This window comes from Loktanella gaetbuli (assembly GCF_020531945.1).
GTDB lineage: Bacteria > Pseudomonadota > Alphaproteobacteria > Rhodobacterales > Rhodobacteraceae > Loktanella > Loktanella gaetbuli.
This window is the reverse complement of record NZ_JAJATZ010000003.1, coordinates 238,202-258,416: the sequence shown is the minus strand read 5'-3', so window position 1 is coordinate 258,416 and position 20,215 is coordinate 238,202. Positions and strand designations below refer to the sequence as shown.

Annotated in this window: 18 protein-coding genes; 12 read left to right on the top strand and 6 right to left on the bottom strand. The window is 62.0% G+C overall.

What is annotated here, in order from left to right; genetic code table 11:
• The first annotated feature begins 175 nt into the window (after positions 1-175).
• The 8 genes from LGQ03_RS07855 to LGQ03_RS07820 all read left to right on the top strand — a co-directional run bounded on the left by LGQ03_RS07855 (position 176) and on the right by LGQ03_RS07820 (position 8,623).
• Positions 176-1,537: a mechanosensitive ion channel family protein gene (locus LGQ03_RS07855; RefSeq protein ID WP_226747964.1), complete on the top strand. Its 1,362-nt coding sequence runs from the start codon at positions 176-178 to the stop codon at positions 1,535-1,537.
• A 120-nt stretch (positions 1,538-1,657) separates the two neighbouring features.
• On the top strand, positions 1,658-3,055 hold the full coding sequence (locus tag LGQ03_RS07850) for a YadA C-terminal domain-containing protein (protein ID WP_226747963.1): 1,398 nt from the start codon (positions 1,658-1,660) through the stop codon (positions 3,053-3,055).
• A complete protein-coding gene (locus LGQ03_RS07845; RefSeq protein ID WP_226747962.1) occupies positions 3,049-3,531 on the top strand; it encodes a hypothetical protein in 483 nt (160 codons plus the stop codon). Before LGQ03_RS07850 ends, LGQ03_RS07845 begins: the two co-directional genes overlap by 7 nt.
• A 133-nt stretch (positions 3,532-3,664) precedes the next feature.
• Entirely contained in the window at positions 3,665-4,072 is a 408-nt protein-coding gene (gene rsfS, locus LGQ03_RS07840) for a ribosome silencing factor (protein WP_083484202.1), read from the top strand.
• Entirely contained in the window at positions 4,072-4,542 is a 471-nt protein-coding gene (gene rlmH / locus LGQ03_RS07835) for a 23S rRNA (pseudouridine(1915)-N(3))-methyltransferase RlmH (protein WP_226747961.1), read from the top strand. The genes rsfS and rlmH overlap by 1 nt, the downstream gene beginning before the upstream one ends.
• An 81-nt stretch (positions 4,543-4,623) precedes the next feature.
• The gene (gene gpmI / locus LGQ03_RS07830; protein WP_226747960.1) at positions 4,624-6,144 is read left to right on the top strand and encodes a 2,3-bisphosphoglycerate-independent phosphoglycerate mutase; all 1,521 of its coding nucleotides are present in this window, start codon (positions 4,624-4,626) and stop codon (positions 6,142-6,144) included.
• Entirely contained in the window at positions 6,144-7,256 is a 1,113-nt protein-coding gene (locus LGQ03_RS07825) for a murein hydrolase activator EnvC family protein (RefSeq protein ID WP_226747959.1), read from the top strand. Before gpmI ends, LGQ03_RS07825 begins: the two co-directional genes overlap by 1 nt.
• An 8-nt stretch (positions 7,257-7,264) precedes the next feature.
• Positions 7,265-8,623 (top strand): S41 family peptidase, encoded by a 1,359-nt coding sequence (locus LGQ03_RS07820; RefSeq protein ID WP_090158162.1) that lies wholly within the window; start codon positions 7,265-7,267, stop codon positions 8,621-8,623.
• Between the two features lie 91 nt (positions 8,624-8,714).
• On the opposite strand, the gene LGQ03_RS07815 is transcribed toward LGQ03_RS07820, so the two are convergent.
• Both LGQ03_RS07815 and LGQ03_RS07810 read right to left on the bottom strand, forming a co-directional pair.
• Positions 8,715-9,608, bottom strand: coding sequence for a homocysteine S-methyltransferase family protein (locus LGQ03_RS07815; protein ID WP_226747958.1), 894 nt, complete (start codon positions 9,606-9,608; stop codon positions 8,715-8,717).
• Between the two features lie 90 nt (positions 9,609-9,698).
• A complete protein-coding gene (locus LGQ03_RS07810; protein WP_226747957.1) occupies positions 9,699-10,154 on the bottom strand; it encodes a GAF domain-containing protein in 456 nt (151 codons plus the stop codon).
• Positions 10,155-10,386: 232 nt separating this feature from the next.
• On the opposite strand from LGQ03_RS07810, the gene LGQ03_RS07805 reads away from it, so the two are divergent.
• Positions 10,387-11,964: a gamma-glutamyltransferase family protein gene (locus LGQ03_RS07805; RefSeq protein ID WP_226747956.1), complete on the top strand. Its 1,578-nt coding sequence runs from the start codon at positions 10,387-10,389 to the stop codon at positions 11,962-11,964.
• On the opposite strand, the gene hspQ is transcribed toward LGQ03_RS07805, so the two are convergent.
• Positions 11,961-12,287, bottom strand: a complete 327-nt coding sequence (gene hspQ / locus LGQ03_RS07800; protein ID WP_056030061.1) for a heat shock protein HspQ — start codon at positions 12,285-12,287, stop codon at positions 11,961-11,963. The genes LGQ03_RS07805 and hspQ overlap by 4 nt on opposite strands.
• Before the next feature lie 207 nt (positions 12,288-12,494).
• Here hspQ and LGQ03_RS07795 point away from each other — a divergent pair, with 207 nt between their 5' ends.
• Positions 12,495-13,079: a transglycosylase SLT domain-containing protein gene (locus LGQ03_RS07795; RefSeq protein ID WP_090158166.1), complete on the top strand. Its 585-nt coding sequence runs from the start codon at positions 12,495-12,497 to the stop codon at positions 13,077-13,079.
• 43 nt (positions 13,080-13,122) lie between these two features.
• Here LGQ03_RS07795 and dps read toward each other — a convergent pair whose 3' ends face one another.
• The gene (dps, locus tag LGQ03_RS07790) at positions 13,123-13,602 is read right to left on the bottom strand and encodes a DNA starvation/stationary phase protection protein Dps (RefSeq protein WP_226747955.1); all 480 of its coding nucleotides are present in this window, start codon (positions 13,600-13,602) and stop codon (positions 13,123-13,125) included.
• 187 nt (positions 13,603-13,789) lie between these two features.
• On the opposite strand from dps, the gene LGQ03_RS07785 reads away from it, so the two are divergent.
• Both LGQ03_RS07785 and puuE read left to right on the top strand, forming a co-directional pair.
• Entirely contained in the window at positions 13,790-14,392 is a 603-nt protein-coding gene (locus tag LGQ03_RS07785; protein WP_226747954.1) for a LolA family protein, read from the top strand.
• A gap of 114 nt (positions 14,393-14,506) precedes the next feature.
• Entirely contained in the window at positions 14,507-15,910 is a 1,404-nt protein-coding gene (puuE, locus tag LGQ03_RS07780) for an allantoinase PuuE (protein WP_226747953.1), read from the top strand.
• A 70-nt stretch (positions 15,911-15,980) separates the two neighbouring features.
• On the opposite strand, the gene LGQ03_RS07775 is transcribed toward puuE, so the two are convergent.
• The gene (locus LGQ03_RS07775; protein ID WP_226747952.1) at positions 15,981-18,923 is read right to left on the bottom strand and encodes a DNA translocase FtsK; all 2,943 of its coding nucleotides are present in this window, start codon (positions 18,921-18,923) and stop codon (positions 15,981-15,983) included.
• An 11-nt stretch (positions 18,924-18,934) separates the two neighbouring features.
• Positions 18,935-20,113 carry an aminotransferase class I/II-fold pyridoxal phosphate-dependent enzyme gene (locus LGQ03_RS07770; RefSeq protein WP_226747951.1) on the bottom strand — a complete coding sequence of 393 codons (1,179 nt, stop codon included), beginning with the start codon at positions 20,111-20,113 and terminating at the stop codon, positions 18,935-18,937.
• Positions 20,114-20,215 lie beyond the last annotated feature (102 nt).

Sequence of the window (20,215 nt, the reverse complement as noted above, 5' to 3'; positions counted from 1 at the left end):
CCGGCAATGTAGGGCATTTGTCCCATCCATTGCGCGAATGGATAAGTGGCCTCTCCCTTTGGCGGTGCGGCGTTACAATGCGACCTTCCCGCCGTTGTCTTGGACGCCGGTCATTCGCATGCTAGCCTTGCCTTGGTCGCATGGGACACCGGTCGCGATCTGTTGGGGGAAAGTTATGGCCGTTCACGATGACCTGTTGCTGGCAGCAGAGACCCCTGAAACCCCGATCGCGGAAATCGTCGGCGTCGGTCACGATCTGATCCAGCAGGCCGAGGTGTTCATATCGTCGCTGTGGCGTCCGTGGATCCTGTATCAAATCCTGATTTTCGTCGGGATTTTCCTGGCCGCGCATATGGTGCGGCACATCTTTGCGCCGCGTCTGCGCAACTGGATCAAAGAACGCGAAGACTGGCCGATGTGGCGCATCCGCTGGATGCTGGTCGTGCACCGGCGCCTGCGGGGCATCGCATTTGTCGTGATCATCTGGCTGGTGATCTTCGTCATGCAAGAGGTGACGTGGAACAGCCGCAGCTATCTGTTGCAAATCATCGGCAATCTGGCGCTGGCATGGCTGCTGGTTGCCCTGACGACCCGCTTGATCGGCAATCCCTTCATGCGTGGTGTGGCCCGCTATACCCTGTGGGCCTGGATCACACTGCGGATTCTGGGGCTGACGGATGAATTTTCGGCGCTGCTGGACAGCGCGGCATTTCACATCGGCGAGGTCCGGTTTTCGCTGCTGCAACTGGTGCAGGCTGTCCTGATCATCGGTGTGCTGTGGATCGGTGCGCGGTTCTTGTCCCGCACCGCTACGGGACGCATCCGGGGGAACAACGACATCAGCCCGTCCATGCAGGTGCTGGCGGTCAAGGCGATGCAGATCGCGCTGTACAGTGCTGCGGTGTTCATCGGCCTGCGGACCATCGGGATCGACCTGACCGGCCTTGCCGTTCTGTCCGGTGCCATCGGTGTGGGTCTGGGTTTCGGCCTGCAAAAGGTGGTGTCGAACCTCGTGTCCGGCGTCATCATCCTGTTGGACAAGTCGATCAAGCCCGGTGACGTCATCAGTCTGGGCGATACCTTTGGCTGGATCAATTCGCTGGGCGCGCGATACGTCAGCATCACCACACGCGACGGCAAGGAATACCTGATCCCGAACGAGGACCTGATCACCGGTCAGGTGGTGAACTGGTCCCATTCGAACGAATTCGTGCGTCTGGATATCTATTTCGGCACGGCCTACAGCGACAATCCCCACGATGTCCGACGGATCGCCATTGCAGCGGCGCAAAGCGTGGATCGCGTTCTGTCCTCTCGCCCGACGGTCTGCCATATCGTCGGGTTCGGCGACAGTTCCGTTGACTACATCCTGCGGTTCTGGATTTCGGACCCCACCGGCGGTCTGACCAACATCCGCGGAAACGTTTATCTGGCTTTGTGGGACGCCTTTGCCGAAAACGGCATTTCGATCCCCTTCCCGCAACGAGAGGTCAAGGTTCTGGACGATTCTGTCCTTTCGACGCGCCAAATCGACTGAAAGTGTCTAAAACGCACGAAGATAAACAATCTCGTGAAGAATTTGCATGCGTTTTCTCTGGCCACGCGTCAGCGTTGCCTTACCTTGGGGCAAGTAATGATTGCATAGGGATTAGGTAAAATGACGATTTCCAGAAAAACGATGTGGACGGGGGTCGCAACCGCGGCGCTGCTGGTGGGTGCGCAAAGTGTTGCAGCACAGGCCTACGGCGATGGTGGCGGCATCGCCGCAGGGACCGATTCTGTCGCGCTTGGCCCGAATGCCATCGCACTTGGGACCAATTCTGTTTCTGTCGGCAGCATCGCATCCAACGGCGGTGAAGGTGCCACTGCGGTTGGTTCCAATGCTGTCGCGTTTGATGCTGACAATACCGCCGTGGGCTATTTTGCGAATACGTCGGGCCAAGGTGCCGTCGCAGTCGGTGGGCAGAACAATTCTGGCGATGGGATCGGTGCTTCTGCGCAGGGTATCGATGCGGTCGCAGTTGGTGCAGGTTCTGCAGCAACCGGAAATTCGACGACTGCCATCGGCGGTGAATCGGTGGCGACGGGTGCCGGCACGACCGCCATCGGCTGGCAGTCAGCAGCGACGGGAGAGCGTGCGCAGGCCTTTGGTCATCTGGCCGATGCGACGGGTGCATTTTCCACGGCCGTGGGCGAGGATGCGGACGCGCCGGGCGATGGCGGCATCGCGATCGGTTACCAGTCGCGCGCAAACGGTGTCGATTCCATCGCCATCGGCAGCGACGATGCGGGCGGCACCGCGACCACGGCAACCGGCAATTCCACGACAGCAATCGGTGGCGAGGCAACGGCGAACGGTGATGGTGCAACGGCAATCGGCTGGCAGGCCGCGGCAACCGCGGAACGTGCGCAGGCCTTTGGTCATCTGGCGCAGGCCAGTGGCGTGCGATCCACCGCCGTGGGTGAGGCCGCGAATGCATCCGGTGCGACCGCGCTTGCCTTTGGCAACCTGTCGACCGCATCCGGTGACAACTCCATCGCCATCGGCAACGGTGCCACCGCAACCCGTGCGAACCAAGCCGTAATCGGTACGAATGTGCATACCTACACGCTGCCCGGCATCGCATCCGAGGCAAGCCGGGACGCCCAGAGCGGCACCCTGCGGTTGGTCACGTCGGACGAGAATGGCAACCTTGCCACGATCGAATCCGATATCATCGGCCAGATCAACGGTGCCTTTGGTGCCACGAGCCAGCGCCTGAATGACCTGGAGGGTGGTGTCGTCGCCAACAGCGCGGCCATTGCGCAGAACCGCAATGACATCCTGACCAACCGGGACGGCATCGCGATGGCGATGGCGCTGAACACGCCTTATGTCGATCCGAACGCGACCTATGCCGTGTCGGGCGGTCTGGGTTTCTTTGACGGGGCGCAGGCCTTTGCCATGTCGGGGGCCTACCGCGTGGATGCGCGCACGCAACTTGACGCTGGCGTGACCTACGGCTTCGACCAGAGCAAGGTCGGCGGCCGCGTGGGTGTGACATACTCGTGGTAATCACGCGCCTGATGCAAAAAGGTGTGACGCCGTGGCTATATGCTGCGGCGTTCGCCGTTTCGGTGGCGGTGGCCCCCAGCGCCGCACAGGCGCAGGATGTCGAGCAAAGCTTTGCCGTGGCGTTGGTGCGCGATGCGCTGACTGCGGTCGCGCAGGCGAATGTGACAGGCAATTATACTGTCCTGCGTGACTACGGGTCGGCGCAATTCCGGTCGGAAAATGACGCCACCGACCTTGCCATGGCGTTTGCCCGTCTGCGCAGCGAACGGCTGAACCTGCTTCAGGCGTTGGTCGTGGACCCCGTCCTGCAACGCGCCACAAGTGCGCTGAATAACAGTGCCATGCGGCTGACAGGTTATATTCCGGTGGACGACCGGGCCATTTCGTTCGACATGGAATTCGTGAACGAGGGCGGCACCTGGCGTATCTTTGCGCTGCGGGTCGGGGAATACACCGCACCGGCTGCACAGGACTAGGCTGGCGGATGGGCGACACCCTGCCGTCTGCGTCAACCACGGTCGTTGAATTTTTACACGGCCGGGTCTAGATTGGTCGCACGCCAAGTACCGGGGCGGTTGAAACCGGTGCCATTCTTCGGAGGACGATGAACTGTCTTTATCCACCCCGGCAGCACACACTGCCACCCGCGAGGATCGCACTGTGACCGGTGCAACCTACAACGCTGACCAACTGCTTGACGCAATCCTGACATCGCTGGACGACGACAAAGCCGAGGAGGTTGTGAAAATCAACCTGCGCGGCAAGTCCGAAATGGGTGACTGGATGGTCATCGCCAACGGTCGGTCCACCCGTCAGGTGTCTGCCATGGCAGAAAAACTGGTCGCCCGCATGAAGGAAAAATTCGGCGTGCTGTCCAAGGTCGAAGGCAAGGATGTCGGCGACTGGGTCCTGATCGATACCGGTGATGTCATCGTTCACATCTTTCGCCCCGAAGTGCGCGAATTCTACCAGCTCGAAAAGATGTGGATGCCCGGCGCGGACACCGCCGCCGTCTGATGAAGCTGACCGTTTGCGCGGTCGGCCGCCTTGTGTCCCGTTCCGAGGAACGGGCACTGACGGACGATTACATGTCCCGCTTCACCCCCGCCGCGCGCCGGCTGGGGTGGGGACCCCTTAGCGAAATCGAGGTCGAGGACCGCAAATCGCTTGGCATGAGTGCCGAGGCGGAATTGCTGCGCCGCGCCATTCCCAAAGGGGCGGTCATCATCGCGCTGGACGAGCGCGGCAAGCCGATGACATCGCCGGATTTTGCCGAACGGCTGCGCAATTACGGCGATCAGGGGCGCGACGTGGCCTTTGTCATCGGGGGGGCGGATGGCATCGACCCCGGCCTGCGGGCAGAGGCCGACATGCTGCTGTCGTTCGGGTCGATGGTCTGGCCGCACAAGCTGGTGCGGGTCATGCTGGCCGAACAGATCTACCGCGCCGCGACCATCCTCACCGGCTCGCCATACCACCGCGCCTAGGTTAAACCGCAGCTGATGCGACGCGGGGCATTTTCCCTCGCCGTCGGTTACGTTACGTCCTTGTGCAAAAGGAGACCCGCGATGACCCGATCCGTGCCGAAACCCGTAGTGCTGTGCATCCTTGATGGCTGGGGCGACCGCGACGCACGCGAAGGCAATGCGCCCGCGCTTGCGAATACCCCGCATTTTGATCGCATCAGTGCCACCTGTCCGCGTGCGCAACTGACGACCCACGGCCCGGATGTGGGTCTGCCCAGCGGCCAGATGGGCAATTCAGAGGTGGGTCACACCAATATCGGTGCGGGCCGCGTGGTGGCGATGGACCTTGGACAGATCGATTTGTCGATCGAGGACGGCAGCTATCCCACGCAGGACGCGCTGCGCAGCTTTATCGCGACATTGCGGGACAGCGGCGGACGTGCGCACCTGATGGGTGTGGTGTCGGATGGCGGTGTGCATGGTCACATCGCGCATCTGATCGAAACGGTGCGGGTTTTGCACGACGCAGGTGTCCCCGTCGTCGTTCATGCGATCACCGACGGGCGCGACGTCGCCCCAAAATCCGGCGCGGATTTCATGGCGCAACTGCTGGATGCGGTCCCCACCGGCACCCGGATCGGGACTGTCATCGGTCGCTATTATGCCATGGACCGCGACAATCGTTGGGAACGGGTCGAAACTGCCTATGACGCCATGGTGCGCGGACGCGGTGCAACGGCTGAAAATCCGACGGATGCCGTGGCACAGGCCTATGCCGCCGGACAAACCGATGAATTCGTTCCAGCCACCGTGATCGGGGATTATGCAGGCTTTGAACAGCGCGACGGTCTGTTTTGCCTGAATTTCCGGTCAGACCGCGCGCGTGAGATCCTCGAGGCGATCGGCAATCCCGATTTTGACGGCTTCACGCGCGATCTGCCGGAACTGGCAGCGCGGCTGGGCATGGTCGAATATTCGGATCGCCACGTGGCGTGGTATGACGCCGTGTTCCCGAAACGCGATATCGTCAACACCCTGGGGGCCTGGGTGGCACAGCACGGGCTGACCCAGTTCCGGCTGGCCGAGACCGAGAAATATCCGCATGTCACCTTCTTTCTCAATGGCGGCAAGGAAGAGCCGGAGACAGGCGAGGACCGTTTCATGCCGAAATCGCCCAAGGTCGCGACCTATGATCTGCAACCCGAAATGTCCTCGGCCGAGGTGACAGAGGCTTTTGTCGGTGCCATCGAAAAGGGATACGACCTGATCGTCACCAACTACGCCAACCCCGACATGGTGGGGCATACGGGCGATCTGGATGCTGCAATCGCGGCCTGCGAATCCGTTGACCGCGGGCTGGGTCAGGTGCTCGCGGCACTGGATCGCGCCGGTGGTGCGATGATTGTCTGCGCCGACCACGGCAATTGCGAAACCATGGTCGATCCCGAAACGGGCGGGCCGCATACGGCGCATACCATCAATCCGGTGCCGGTCATCATGGTGGGCGGTCCGTCCGGAGCGACGCTGAACGATGGCAAGCTGGCGGATCTGGCCCCCACGTTGCTGGCGCTGATGGGACTGGAACAGCCACCCCAGATGACCGGCCGGTCGTTGATCGACTGATGCGTTGGCTGGCGCTGATCCTGCTGCTGGTGGGCAGCCCTCTGACGGCGCAAACCCCTGCCGACGCGGCAGCACAGGCCGCCGATCGCCTGACGGCAGCACGCGCCCAGCTCGAGGCGGCGATAACCGCACGCAATCAGGTCAGCGCATTGACCGAAACCGTGCAATCCTACGAAGACGGCCTGGTCGCCTTGCGTGACGGCCTGCGCCGTGTCGCGATCCGGGTGGATACGCTGCAAACGCAGCTGGACAGCCGCAGCGTCGAGATCAGTCGCCTGCTGGGTGTGCTCGCGTCGATCGGTGATGCGCCGGCACCGCTGCTGCTGTTGCATCCCACCGGGGCGCTGGGCACGGCACGTGCCGGCATGATGGTCGCAGACGTGACGCCAGCGTTGCAGATCCGGGTCGAGGAGCTGCGCCTGCAACTGGAGGAACTGGCGCTGTTGCAGGCCTTGCAGGAAACTGCGCTCGATACGCTGGCCAGCGGGCTGGAAGGGGCGCAGGCAGCCCGTGCCGCATTGTCAGAGGCCATATCAGACCGGACCGATTTGCCACGGCGGTTCACCGACGACCCGATTCAGACGGCGCTGCTGATCGCCAGCACGGATACGCTGGACAGTTTCGCCGACGGTTTGGCGCAGACATTCGACACCGGCGACGCGGCCCCTGTCGTGCAGCCCGACGGCAGTCTGACCCTGCCGGTGCGCGGCACGCTGCTGCGTGGGTTCAACGCGCCCGATGCAGCCGGGATCAGCCGCCCCGGTGTGATCCTGGCCGCCCGCCCCCGTGCGCTGGTCACCACACCGCTTGCTGCGACGGTGCTGTTCCGGGGGCCGCTGCTGGACTACGGCAATGTCGTGATTCTGGAACCGGCACAGGACGTGATGTTCGTGATCGGGGGCCTGGCCGAGGTTTACACGCAGGTGGGCGAAATCCTGCCAGCCGGCGCGCCTATTGGGCTGTTGGGCGGCGATGCACCCGCGATTGACGACATTTTGAATGAAACGGACCGGTCCGGCGGGCCTGCGGCCTCTGAGACCCTTTATCTCGAAGTCAGAGACGGGCAAAGTCCGGTGAACCCCGCGACATGGTTCGCGCTGGACCGAGGATAGGACACGCTATGAAAAAGTTGATGATGGCAGCGATGGGCGGCACCTTGGTGGGGCTTGTGGCGACGACACAGTTTGCGGGTCCCGTGCTCGCGCAGACATCCAGCAGCGATGGCAGCATCTATCAGCAGCTGGACCTGTTCGGTGATATCTTTGAACGCATCCGGCAGGGGTATGTCGAAGATGTTGACGACAAGGCGCTGATCGAGGCCGCGATCAACGGCATGCTGACCTCGCTGGACCCGCATTCGTCCTATCTGTCCGAGGATGATGCGTCCGACATGCGGGTGCAGACCCGTGGGGAATTTGGCGGTCTGGGCCTTGAGGTCACGCAAGAAGAGGGCTGGGTCAAGGTTGTATCGCCGATGGACGGCACACCGGCCGATGCCGCGGGCATGCAGGCGGGCGATTACATCACGACAGTCGATGGCGAAAGCCTGCTGGGACTGACCCTGGACGAGGCGCTGGAACTGCTGCGCGGTCCCGTCGGGTCCGAAGTCATCATCACCGTTGTCCGCGAGGACGAACCCGAACCCTTTGACGTGTCCATCATCCGCGACACGATCAAACTGACCGCCGTGCGCGCCCGTACCGAAGGCAAGGCCGTCGTTCTGCGCATCACGACGTTCAACAACCAGACCTATCCCAACCTCGAAGAGGGACTGGCCGAACAGATCGAGGCCGCAGGCGGGATCGAGAATGTTGATGGCGTGGTGCTGGACCTGCGCAACAACCCCGGCGGCCTGCTGAATCAGGCCGTGTTCGTGTCGGATGCATTTCTCAATGCGGGTGAAATCGTGTCGACCCGCGGTCGTAGTCTGGCCGACAGTGACAGGTTCAACGCCACGGAGGGTGATCTGGCGGAAGGCCTGCCGATCGTCGTGCTGATTAACGGTGGGTCCGCCAGCGCATCGGAGATCGTGGCCGGTGCGTTGCAGGATCACCGCCGTGCGATCGTCGTCGGCACCAAAAGCTTTGGCAAAGGGTCGGTGCAGACCGTTGTGCCGTTGCAGGGGAACGGCGCCATGCGTCTGACGACGTCGCGCTACTACACACCGTCTGGCCGGTCGATCCAGGCGCTGGGTATCTCGCCCGATATCATCGTGGAACAGCCGCGTCGCGCTGCCGTGGAACCCGAAACCGAAGAAAGCGATCTGCCGCAGCGGACCGAGGCGGGTCTGCGCGGCTCGCTTGATAACGACAGCCTGACTGATGACGAGATCAAACAGATCGAGGCTGATCGCGACCGTGCAGAGGCTGCGGCGCAGCTGCGCGAAGAGGATTATCAGCTCGCTTACGCGATTGATATTCTCAAGGGTTTGAACGCCTTGGGTGGCGAAGAGGTCGGGATGATCTCGCAGGACCAATAGGCAGATTTTTCGCGAAAAATCTGAAGCGCCCAAATTTTCGCGAAAATTTGGAAAGTTGCGTGGCCGCCCCGATGGGCGGCCACTTTTGCATTCAGACGATGGTGTGACCTGCGTCGCGGATCGCATCGGCCAGCGCGGCGATATGGGCCGGGCCGACCTCGCAACACCCGCCGACAATCGTGGCGCCTGCCGCGATCCAGCGCATCGCGTGATCGGCATAGGCCTGAGGCGACAGGTCGCGGCTGGATAGCGCATCGACTGTCGGTTTGTCTTCGAGAAAGGCCGATGTGATCTTTTCAAACCCGTTGGCATAGGCCCCGAACGGAAGCGTCCCATGTGCGAGGACGGCGATGGATTGGTAGATCGCCTCGGGCGAAGAGCAATTGATCAACAATGCCTCGGCACCGCCCGCCACGGCGATGGGCAGAATATCGGCAACAGGTTCGCCTGACCGCAGTTTGGTCCCGTCGCGGTCATCGACTGTGATCGCCATCCATACCGGCAGGCCCGCAACGGCAGCCCCGGCGAGAACTGATTGCGCATGATCAAGTGATGCAACGGTTTCACACAGGATCAGGTCGCAGTCCGCGCTGATCTGGCGTGCGACTTCCGCATACGGCGGAATGGCTTTTTCCGGCAGCGGATGAATGTCCGGGCGATAGCTGGCGATCAGCGGTCCGATCGATCCCGCAATGCGGCCTGATCCATGCGCCTTTCGCGCGGCTTTTGCCTCGGCCAGTGCATTTTGCAACAGCTCGGTGAACTTGCCTTCATGGGCGGTGCCGTCCAGCCTGTCATGGTGGATGGCATATGTGTTTGTGGTGGCAATGGTCGCCCCGGCTGCAAAATAGTCAGCGTGGACCTGCTGCACGAGTCCGGGGTGATTCAGCATCACCTCTGTTCCCCAGAGGGGTGTCGGTTTTTCGGGGGCGCGGTGGGTCAGTTCCTGGCCCATTCCGCCGTCCAGTAGAACGATGTCGGTCATCTGTGAACTCCGTCGATGCAATCGGCCGATCCGGCTGCATCGCCGCCATTACCACAGCGCCGCGCGATCACAATGGACGCGTGGTCGCGGTCAGCGCGCAAATACCGCCGCAAGAAGTGCAGCTATCTGATCCGCATCGGTCTGCGTAAAGGCGTCGGGTTGATCGCTGTCGATGTCGAAAACCCCCAACAACGTGCCGTCACGGTCGTAGACCGGCAGGACCAGTTCTGACCGTGTGGATGATGCGCAGGCGATGTGCCCGTCGAATGCGTCGACATCGGGGACAAGCTGCACTTGCCCTGTCCGCGCAGCAGCACCGCAAACCCCGCGGCTGAACGGGATCACGAGGCAACCATGACCGCCTTGATAGGGTCCAATCTTGAGAAAATCGGGACCCGTCACGCGGTAGAATCCGGTCCAGTCGAACCTGTCGTCGGAATGGTGGACCTCGCAGGCGACAGTGGCCATCAAGGCTACGATGTCGTCTTCGCCCTCGGTCAGGGACGCGACGGTCTGGTGAAGGGCGGCATAATCAACAGTTTTCATTCTGCCGTCCTAGCGCCAATCGCAGGGCGGAAAAAGCCCGCAAACAGCCCAGACGCTGCCATGTCTTTGACATGTTGCCACGGCATCTTTGATACACAAGCTGCATAGCTTCTTGCGGCACCGCACAGCCTAGCCCCCACCCGGTCGTGCGGTGCCGCATCTTTGTCAGATCAGTGATTGCCCCGGCAGGCGAATTGTCTCAGGTTCCTCAGCAGTAAAGAGGGGGAAACCGATGCGCGATTTTCATAAACCGGGCCGATCCGCAGTCTATGCCGAAAACGGGATGTGCGCGACGTCGCATCCTTTGGCGGCAAAGGTTGCCATTCAGATGCTTGAGGCCGGCGGTAATGCGGTTGACGCGGCCATTGCGGGCGCTGTGCTACTGGGGATCTGCGAACCGCAGATGACGGGTATCGGGGGTGACTGCTTTGTCCTGATGACACCGCCCGGCGAGGACAGGATCATCGCGCTGAACGGTTCGGGTCGTGCGCCTGCCGGATTTTCGGCGCAAACCTTGCGTGATCAGGGACATGCGACCGTGCCTGTGGCCAGTGCCCATGCGGTGACCGTGCCAGGTGCCATCGACGCCTTTTGCCGGCTGTCGGCGGATTGGGGCAAATTGGGTATGAAAGCTGCCCTGGCCCCTGCCATTCATTATGCCGAATCGGGTGTTCCCGTCGCCCCGCGTGTGGCGTTCGATTGGGCGCTGGACGCCCCGCGTCTGCAGGGGGTTGCCCGCGACCAATACCTGATCGGCGGTGCGGTTCCGACGGTCGGGCAGATGTTCCGCGCGCCGGGCCAGGCAGAGGTTCTGCGTCGCATCGCGATGGACGGGCGCGCCGGTTTCTACGAAGGCGAGGTCGCCGCGGACATGGTGGCCGCGCTCAACGCCGCAGGCGGGACGCATACACTGGATGATTTCGCGAACAACACGCCTGATTACGGTGACCCGATCCACGGGGCCTACGGCGGGCTGGATCTGTTCGAGCATCCGCCAAACGGTCAGGGTGCGACCGCGATCCTGTTGCTGAACATCCTCGCACAATTCGATCTTGCAGCGATGGACCCATTCGGTGCGCAGCGTGTGCATATCGAAGCCGAGGCGACGAAACTGGCCTATGATGCCCGTAACCGGTTCCTGTCAGACCCCGACCACATGACGCGTCTGGATCATATGCTGTCGATGGACACGGCGCAGAAACTGGCGGCCCAGATCGACCCGAAACGGGCGCAGGCACCCCAGCGCGCGCCCGTCGAGGCGATCCACAAGGACACCATCTATATCACCGTGGTAGACAAGGACCGCATGGCGGTGTCGCTGATCTATTCCGTGTTCCACGGGTTCGGGTCCGGCATCGCGTCCGACAAATTCGGCGTGCTGTTCCAGAACCGCGGTGCGGGTTTCAGCCTGACAGAAGGTCACGCCAACGAGGGTGGTCCGGGCAAGCGTCCGATGCACACGATCATTCCGGGCATCCTGCAACAAAATGGCAAGACGCTGATGCCGTTCGGCGTGATGGGCGGGGCCTATCAATCGACGGGTCATGCGCGGTTCGTCACGAACATCACGGATTACGGTCTGGACGTGCAGACCGCACTGGATGCGCCCCGCGCGTTTTCAGATGTTGACGGGCTCAAGGTCGAGCGCGGCTATTCGGATGCCGTGCGGGCCGAACTGTCGGACATGGGGCACGACGTCAATATTCCCGAAACCGCGATCGGCGGGGCGCAGGCCATCAAGTTGCGCGACGACGGTGTGCTGGAAGGCGCATCGGATCCCCGCAAGGATGGCTGCGCGTTGGGGTATTAATTCAGCTGAACCTGAAGTGGATACGCCCCGTCCTCGAACGGACCGAACAGGTCCGGGACGTCGGGGTGGTCCACGGGTTCGCCGGAATAGTCCGCGACCAGATTTTGTTCTGACACGTAAGCCACGTAAAAGCTGCGGTCGTTTTCGGCCAGAAGATGGTAGTAGGGCTGGTCCTTGGCCGGGCGCGAATCCTCTGGAATCGCCTCGTACCAGGCATCCGTGTTGGAAAAGCTAGCGTCTACGTCAAACACAACGCCCCGAAAGGGGTGTTTGCGGTGACGGACAACCTGTCCCAGATAATATTTTGCGCGTGTTTTATACATAACGAACGCCCCCTAGACGCACAAATACGCCCAAACCGTGGCAAAAGTCCATCGGGGGCCATGCAATTCAACAGAAACAGTCTGTCTATCGTCAGTCGGCGGATCAGCGCGGATGCGGTGATTGTGATCGGTGACGTCGGTTTGAACCGTTCACAGACAGCTGATTTTGGGCTATGCTGTAAAAAAACGAACAAAAGCGAGAGGCGTATGAGCAGTTTCTTTCGCGCACTGGTGCTCTTGGTATTGCTTGGCAGCTGCGGCAGCCGAGAGTTTTCGGCACCGCGCGACCTTGATAACGCGTGTTCCATTCTGTCGGAGCGGCCCGAATATCGCCGCGCCTTCAAGAGGGCAGAGCAGAAATATGGCGTGCCTATGCCGGGCATGATGGCGATGATCTACCAAGAGAGTAAGTTCATCGGCAACAACCGGCCGCCGCATCAATATGCCTTGGGGGTGATTCCCATTGGTCGTCAGTCCTCTGCTCTGGGCTATTCCCAGGCGCTGGATGGCACGTGGGAAGAATACCAGAACGAGGTGGGCGGCCGGCGATCCAAACGTGAGGATATCCACGATGCCGCTGATTTCATGGGATGGTACATGACCAAGACCGTCGCAGAAACCGGTGTGCCGATGTACGACATCCGCAATCAGTATCTAGCCTATCATGATGGCCGGTCAGGGTTCAAACGCGGCACGTGGCGCAGCAAGAGCTGGCTGATTCGCATCGCGGGCGAGGTCGAACAGCGTGCCCTGCTGTACGATCGTCAGCTGCGTTCCTGCGGCAAGAGATAACGAAAACCCCCGCCCTTCACGGGCGGGGGCTGTCCACTGCGGATCAGACGGTGCCGTTGGCCCCGATGAACCACGCATCCTTGTCCAGCGCCCGGCTGATTTCGACGAACAAATCCTCGGTATCGCCATCGCCTGCCTCTTCGGCGGCCGATGCTGCGGCGCGGATCTGCTCACCGACGCTCAGAAACCGGGATTTCAGTTCTGCCACGTGATCCTTCAGTTCGGTCAGTTCGACCGGATAGGCCGTCATCTTGGCCTTGTCGGCGGCGACTTCCAGCGTACCGCGGGCATAGCCGCCCAGAATCACGGTGCGTTCAGCGATGGTGTCGATGCCGTCGCGCAGACGGGCGGCAACATCGTCCAGCAGTTCATGCACGCCGATGAAACCCGGACCCTTGAGGTTCCAGTGCGCCTGCTTGACCGCCATGTTCAGCGCCTGCATCTCGACCAGGTTGTCGTTCAGAATGTTGATGACTTTTTCACGGGTCTGGCCGTCGAGGCCTGCGACAAATGCTTCTGGCATGTCATGCTCCTAAATTGAGTTTTGCGGCGATGCCGCTGTTGACCACTCAATGCGCGGCCCCTGCCGCTGGTTCCATGGTGCGGATAAACGCTGACGGGGTGGCGCTATCGCATGTCAGACCCGATATGGTTTCCAACAGTGACACTGCGACCTATGTCGTGGGCCAAGTCGAATAAAGGTTAAGACCATGAACAGACGCACGCTTCTTTTGTCCGCGACCGCGGCCGCTTTGGTAGGAACGGGGGCACAGGCACAGCAGCTCTCGCTGGCCCAAGTGTCGGCCTATCTGAACCAGCTGACCACAGCCACGGGCGGTTTCACGCAGATCAACGGCGACGGCACGCTGTCGACCGGACAGATCTACATCAAGCGTCCGGGCCGTATCCGGTTTGAATACAACGCACCCGACAACAGTCTGGTGATGGCGGGCGGCGGATCCGTCGCTATCTTTGATCCGCGGTCCAACGGGCCTGCGGAACGCTATCCGCTGAACCAGACGCCGCTGTCGATCATTCTGGCCGACAACGTCGATCTGGGGCGGGCCCGGATGGTGACGGGCCACACCTCTGACGGGACAACCACCACGATTACGGCGCAGGACCCCGACAATCCGCAATACGGCAACATCCAAATGATATTCACCGCCAACCCCATCGAGTTGCGCCAATGGGTAGTCACGGACGAGGTGGGTGAAACCACGACCGTGATCCTGAACGATTTGCGCCCCGGTGCCGCGATTTCCGATCGCCAGTTCAACATCATCGCGGAAAACAACGCGCGCGGAAACTGATCTGGCCTTGCCCCGGTGCGCGGGTGCGACCCGGGGCAACCTGCACGGATTTCTGTTTGCTTCGCTGTGCGGCGTGGCAGAGTATGAAATGCCGCCCCTCAGGAAAGACCGCAGATGACCTACCCCCGCGATATGATCGGCTATGGTGCGCAGACACCCGACCCCAAATGGCCGAATGGGGCCAGGATCGCCATCCAGATCGTCGTCAACTACGAAGAAGGCGGCGAAAACAACATCCTGCACGGCGATCCTGCGTCAGAAGCATTCCTGTCGGAAATTCCCGGTGCAGTGCCTTGGCCCGGGCAACGACACTGGAACATGGAAACGATCTACGAATACGGTGCCCGTGCCGGATTCTGGCGGTTGCATCGCCTGCTGCACGATACGCCCGTGACCGTGTTCGGCGTCGCGACCGCCCTGGCGCGGGGGCCGGAACAGGTTGCCGCCATGCAGGCCTCTGGCTGGGAAATCGCGAGCCACGGGCTCAAGTGGATTGAATACAAGGATACGCACGAGGACACGGAACGCACGCATATCCAGCGCGCCGTCCGCCTGCATACCGAAGTGACGGGCGAACGTCCGCGCGGTTTCTATCAGGGCCGCGCCTCGATGAATTCCATGCGTCTGGCCGCCGAAGAGGGGTTCGACTACCTCGCCGACAGCTATGCCGATGATCTTCCGTTCTGGCAGACTTTTGGCGGCAAGGATCATCTGGTCGTGCCTTACACGCTGGATGCCAACGACATGCGGTTTTCGACCCCCAACGGGTTCAATGCGGGCGATCAGTTTTTCGACTATCTCAAGGCCAGCTTTGACGCGCTTTATCGCGAAGGTGTCGATGGCGCGCCCAAGATGATGTCGATTGGCCTGCATTGCCGGTTGGCGGGGCGTCCGGGCCGGATCGAGGCGCTGCGCAAGTTCATGGATCATGCGCGCAGCCACGATGGTGTCTGGTTTGCGACCCGCGCACAGATTGCCGACCACTGGCGTGCGCATCACCCCGCGCCAACTGGGTTGCGTCCATCGCAGATGGATCAGGCTGAATTCGTCGCCAAATTCGGCGGAGTTTACGAACATTCCCCGTGGGTTGCCGAGGAGGCGTTTAAGCTGGAACGCAGCCCGGCCCATGATACGCCCGCGGGGCTGGCCAACCTGATGGCCCGCGCGTTCCGCCGCGCAACGCCCGAAGCAAGGCTGGACGTGCTGCGTGCGCACCCCGATCTGGCCGGAAAACTGGCGGCGGCCAAACGCCTGACCGCCGACAGCACGTCAGAACAGGCATCAGCGGGGCTGGATGCGCTGACCGACGCCGAACGGTCGCTGTTCCAGCGCGCCAACGAGGCCTACACCAAGAAGTACGGTTTTCCGTTCATCATCGCGGTGCGCGACAATACCAAAGACACGATCCTAGATGCCTTTGAGACACGTTTGAACAACACCAAAGAGCAGGAATTCGTGACCGCCTGCGAACAGGTGAACAGGATCGCCGCGCTGCGGTTGCAGCAAATCCTGGGCTGACAGCAATCGCCCCGCGCATCTGTCTGATGCGCGGGGACATGTGTCTCTGAACCTATGAATAGGGTCTGTTCTAGTGCTGCTCCGGCACCAGGATTTCGCGCTTGCCGACGTGGTTTGCCGCGCTGACCACACCTTCGTCTTCCATCTGTTCAACCAGGCGGGCGGCCTTGTTGTAGCCGATCGCCAACTTGCGCTGGATGTAGCTGGTCGAACACTTGCGGTCCTTGATGACGATGGCCACGGCCGTGTCATAGAGCGCGTTTTCAGCGTCAGATCCGTCGCCCAGACCCAGCACCAGATCAATGCTGCTTTCCGCGTCCTCTGACGGGCCTTCGACCACGCCGGACATGTATTCGGGCGGACCGAACGATTTGAGGTAATTGACGATTTCCTCGACCTCTTCGTCCGAACAGAACGGGCCGTGGACGCGCGTCACCTTGGACCCGCCCGCCATATACAGCATGTCGCCCATGCCCAGCAGTTGTTCGGCACCCATTTCACCCAGGATGGTGCGGCTGTCGATCTTCGACGTGACCTGAAAGGAAATCCGGGTCGGAAAGTTGGCCTTGATCGTGCCGGTGATGACATCGACCGACGGCCGCTGTGTCGCCATGATCAGGTGGATTCCCGAGGCACGCGCCATCTGCGCCAGACGCTGGATGCAGGCTTCGATTTCCTTGCCGGCGACCATCATCAGGTCGGCCATCTCGTCGACGACGACGACGATATAGGGCAGGACCTCTGGTTTGAATTCATCTGTCTCGAACACGGGTTCGCCGGTCTCGTCATCGAATCCGGTCTGCACGGTACGGCTGAACATTTCGTCCTTGGCCAGCGCCTCGCGGACGCGCCCGTTATAGCCGTCGATGTTGCGCACGCCCATTTTCGACATCTTGCGATAGCGTTCTTCCATCTCGCCCACGACCCATTTCAGAGCCACAACAGCCTTTTTAGGGTCTGTTACGACGGGCGACAGCAGATGCGGGATGCCGTCATAGACGCTCAGTTCCAGCATCTTGGGGTCGATCATGATCATCCGGCATTCCTCTGGCGACAGCTTGTACAGCAGCGACAGGATCATGGTGTTGATGGCCACGGATTTACCCGAACCGGTGGTGCCTGCGATCAGCAGGTGGGGCATTTTGGCAAGGTTCGCGACAATGGGCTGACCGCCGATATCCTTGCCCAATGCCAGCGGCAGTTTCATCGCACTGTCGCCAAAATCACGGGCGGACAGGATTTCGCGCAAGACCACTTTTTCGCGGTTCTCGTTGGGCAGTTCGATGCCGATCACGGTGCGGCCGGGCACGGTCGACACACGGGCAGACAGGGCGGACATGCTGCGCGCGATGTCGTCGGCCAGACCGATGACGCGGCTGGCCTTGAGACCCGGTGCCGGTTCCAGTTCGTACATGGTGACGACGGGACCGGGGCGCACGCTGACGATCTCACCCTTGACACCGTAGTCATCCAGCACGTTTTCCAGCATGCGGGCGTTTTCCTCGAGTGCTTCATCAGACAGCACATGGCGCTGCACGCCAGCGGGGTCGGCCAACAGGTTCAGCGGCGGCATCTCGTAGGCGGCGAACTTGTCCTCGAACGCCAGTTCGGGCTGTGCCTCGGCGCGGGCCTGCTTGGACGGGACGACCTTGCGGCTGAGTTCGTGCTGGACCACGGCGCGACGCGGCTCTGCGGGGTTGGCGCGCGGCGCGTCGGGGTCAAACAGCGGTTGGGCGACCAAAGGTGCGGCCTCTTCGCGGGGCAGGGGGCTGCGCTGATAGACGGCCGGGGCCTCGGGTTCGATGACGGTGTCGTCCTCGTCCTCGGTCAGCGTGAACGCGTCCATGGCCGCTTCGGATTGCGTCAGCGGCGGCACCTTGGGCAGAACAAGCGCCTTGGGGCGGCGGCCTTCGGTCAGGGACGGCTCGATCCGCACGCCAGTGACTTCGGGCGACACGACAGGCGCGGGCGGCATGGTGCGGGCGCGCACCGCGTCGGAAATACGGCTGCTGATACGATCCTCTGGCGGGCTGTCGATATCGCCTTCGTAGGCCGTTTCAACCATCTCCGGCTCTGGTGCCTTGCGCCGCAAAAGCGACCCTATTCCGGGCATTTTGCGCGAAGGCTGCGGCACCGTTTCCGCGACATGCATTGTGTCGCCAGTCAGTGGCGGTTCGGCCCGTGTGCCGTCAGCGCGGATGATGGGCGGCATCTTGCGGCTGGTGGCGTGACCGGGATTTGCCCGCACGGCGGCGATGGCGCGCGCGCGCGCATCGTCCTGTGCCGGGGCCTGTGCCGCGCGTTCCTCGCGGCGGGCGGCCATGTTGCTGCGGGCCGCCCCTGCTGCCTGTGCGGCGCGATGGGTGCCGGTGTTCAGCAGTCGGAGTGCCGTATCATACAGCATCACCGTGCCCAGCATGACGAAGCGCAGGCCGTGACGGATTTCGGCCCGCGTGAACCCCAGCGCAAAGGCAAGCAGCGCCACGGTTGCCGCTGCCAAAATCAGTGTCAGGACCTTGATCGAAAACGCGGCGCTGACTGGCAGGATCGTCAGGACCATGCCCAGAACGGTATCGCCCAACAGACCGCCCAGACCGAAATTCGGCGGCCAATTCGCACCGGGTGTCAGGGTGGCGGCATAGAGCGCCGCCACCACGATCACGATCGGTGCGAAAACCACCCGCGTCCCGGCGCGATCAGACCCCGAATGCATCATGAACCGCACGCCCCACGCCAAGAGCGTCATCGGCAGCGCCCAGATGCCCAGACCCACGATCATCATGACCGGTGCTGCAATCGCCGCACCGGGTGCGCCCAGCCAATTGCTGACCGGTGCCTGCGTCGCTGAAATCCAGGACGGATCATCAGGGGAATAGCTGAACAGCATCGCAGCGGTCAGCAGGCCCAGCACGATCAGACCCAATCCCAGCAACTCCTTGCCGCGACGTTCAAGAACGGCTTGGGTTTCACTGTCCAGAAGGGGGTCACGTTGCCGGGTCTGGTAGGATGCCATTCGTTTCGTCCTCACTGGTATAGGCAGTCGCGCAGGCGGGTCAGGCCTGTGGCGACTTCGGTCTTGGGGCCGCACAGGGCGACCCGGATGTAGGGTGCACCGGGGTTTCCGGCGGCTGTATCGCGGCTGAGGTAGGCACCGGGCAGCGTGCGCACGCCGGTGGTCTGCCATAGGTGCAGCGCGGCCGTTTCACCGTCCGCGACGGGTAGCCACAGGAAAAATCCTGCCGGCGGGCTGACGTAACCGGGCACATGCCCCAGGATTTCGTCGGCCACGGCGAATTTTTCAGCATAGAGCGCGCGGCTGGCGGTCACATGATCCTCGTCGTCCCAAACAAGGGCCGAAACCGCCTGAATAGGGCCGGGAAGCGGGGCACCGGCATAGGCGCGCAGCGCACGGATACGGGCGATGTTGCCGGGGCCAGAGGCGCAGAAACCCGACCGCAATCCCGCAAGGTTCGACCGTTTCGACAGCGAATGGAAAATGACGACCCGGTCGGGGTCTGCACCCATGTCGCGGGCGATTTCCAGCGCGCCGGGGGGCGGCGTGTCGCGGTAGATCTCGGAATAGCATTCGTCGGCAAAGATGATGAAATCATGCTTTTCCGCCAGCGCAATCAGGTCGCGCCAGTAGTCCCCACTGGCCACGGCACCCTGCGGGTTGGCAGGCGAACAGATGTAGGCGATGGCCGTGCGATCAAGGATGTCTGCGTCCAGTGCGGCAAAGTCCGGCAGGTGACCGGTGTCAGAGGTCGCGGGCACATAAACAGGCTCTGCACCTGTGCTGAGAGCCGCAACGGCGTAGACCTGATAGAACGGGTTGGGGGTCAGAACGACAGGGCGCTGGCCGTTCTTGGTTTCGGGGCACAGCGCCATTGCCGCGTTGTACAGACCCTCTCGGGTGCCATTCAGCGCCATGATTTCCGGGGCGGCGACGGTCACGCCATAGCGGCGGTGCAGCCAACGGCTGATCGCGTCCAGCAGAACGGGCGTGCCATCGTTATTGGGATACTTGGCAAAGCTTGCCATTTCAGCGGCCAGCGCATCGGGCAGAAACGCCGGAAAGGCGTGCTGCGGTTCTCCGATGGTCATGTTGATCGGTGTGTCGCCCGGCTGGACGGCATCTAGCAGCCCACGCAAACGGGGCCACGTCGCAACCGGAAGGTCTGCAAACCGCATCGGGGGTTTCATGTTACTGCCTCTCATGCGGGATCATGGCGTCCCGCTTATCAGCAGGTTAGCCGCCTGTAATGCCCGCTGTCCAGCGGCAGCGCGGGGCTTTGGGCCAGGATT

What these genes read in the sequence shown, in the direction of transcription:
- LGQ03_RS07855 (WP_226747964.1), top strand. Translation starts at nt 176, where the DNA reads ATGGCCGTTCACGATGACCTGTTGCTGGCAGCAGAGACCCCTGAAACC.
- LGQ03_RS07850 (WP_226747963.1), top strand. Translation starts at nt 1,658, where the DNA reads ATGACGATTTCCAGAAAAACGATGTGGACGGGGGTCGCAACCGCGGCG.
- rlmH (WP_226747961.1), top strand. Translation starts at nt 4,072, where the DNA reads ATGAAGCTGACCGTTTGCGCGGTCGGCCGCCTTGTGTCCCGTTCCGAG.
- gpmI (WP_226747960.1), top strand. Translation starts at nt 4,624, where the DNA reads ATGACCCGATCCGTGCCGAAACCCGTAGTGCTGTGCATCCTTGATGGC.
- LGQ03_RS07825 (WP_226747959.1), top strand. Translation starts at nt 6,144, where the DNA reads ATGCGTTGGCTGGCGCTGATCCTGCTGCTGGTGGGCAGCCCTCTGACG.
- LGQ03_RS07820 (WP_090158162.1), top strand. Translation starts at nt 7,265, where the DNA reads ATGAAAAAGTTGATGATGGCAGCGATGGGCGGCACCTTGGTGGGGCTT.
- LGQ03_RS07815 (WP_226747958.1), bottom strand. Translation starts at nt 9,608, where the DNA reads ATGACCGACATCGTTCTACTGGACGGCGGAATGGGCCAGGAACTGACC.
- LGQ03_RS07810 (WP_226747957.1), bottom strand. Translation starts at nt 10,154, where the DNA reads ATGAAAACTGTTGATTATGCCGCCCTTCACCAGACCGTCGCGTCCCTG.
- LGQ03_RS07805 (WP_226747956.1), top strand. Translation starts at nt 10,387, where the DNA reads ATGCGCGATTTTCATAAACCGGGCCGATCCGCAGTCTATGCCGAAAAC.
- hspQ (WP_056030061.1), bottom strand. Translation starts at nt 12,287, where the DNA reads ATGTATAAAACACGCGCAAAATATTATCTGGGACAGGTTGTCCGTCAC.
- LGQ03_RS07795 (WP_090158166.1), top strand. Translation starts at nt 12,495, where the DNA reads ATGAGCAGTTTCTTTCGCGCACTGGTGCTCTTGGTATTGCTTGGCAGC.
- dps (WP_226747955.1), bottom strand. Translation starts at nt 13,602, where the DNA reads ATGCCAGAAGCATTTGTCGCAGGCCTCGACGGCCAGACCCGTGAAAAA.
- LGQ03_RS07785 (WP_226747954.1), top strand. Translation starts at nt 13,790, where the DNA reads ATGAACAGACGCACGCTTCTTTTGTCCGCGACCGCGGCCGCTTTGGTA.
- puuE (WP_226747953.1), top strand. Translation starts at nt 14,507, where the DNA reads ATGACCTACCCCCGCGATATGATCGGCTATGGTGCGCAGACACCCGAC.
- LGQ03_RS07775 (WP_226747952.1), bottom strand. Translation starts at nt 18,923, where the DNA reads ATGGCATCCTACCAGACCCGGCAACGTGACCCCCTTCTGGACAGTGAA.
- LGQ03_RS07770 (WP_226747951.1), bottom strand. Translation starts at nt 20,113, where the DNA reads ATGAAACCCCCGATGCGGTTTGCAGACCTTCCGGTTGCGACGTGGCCC.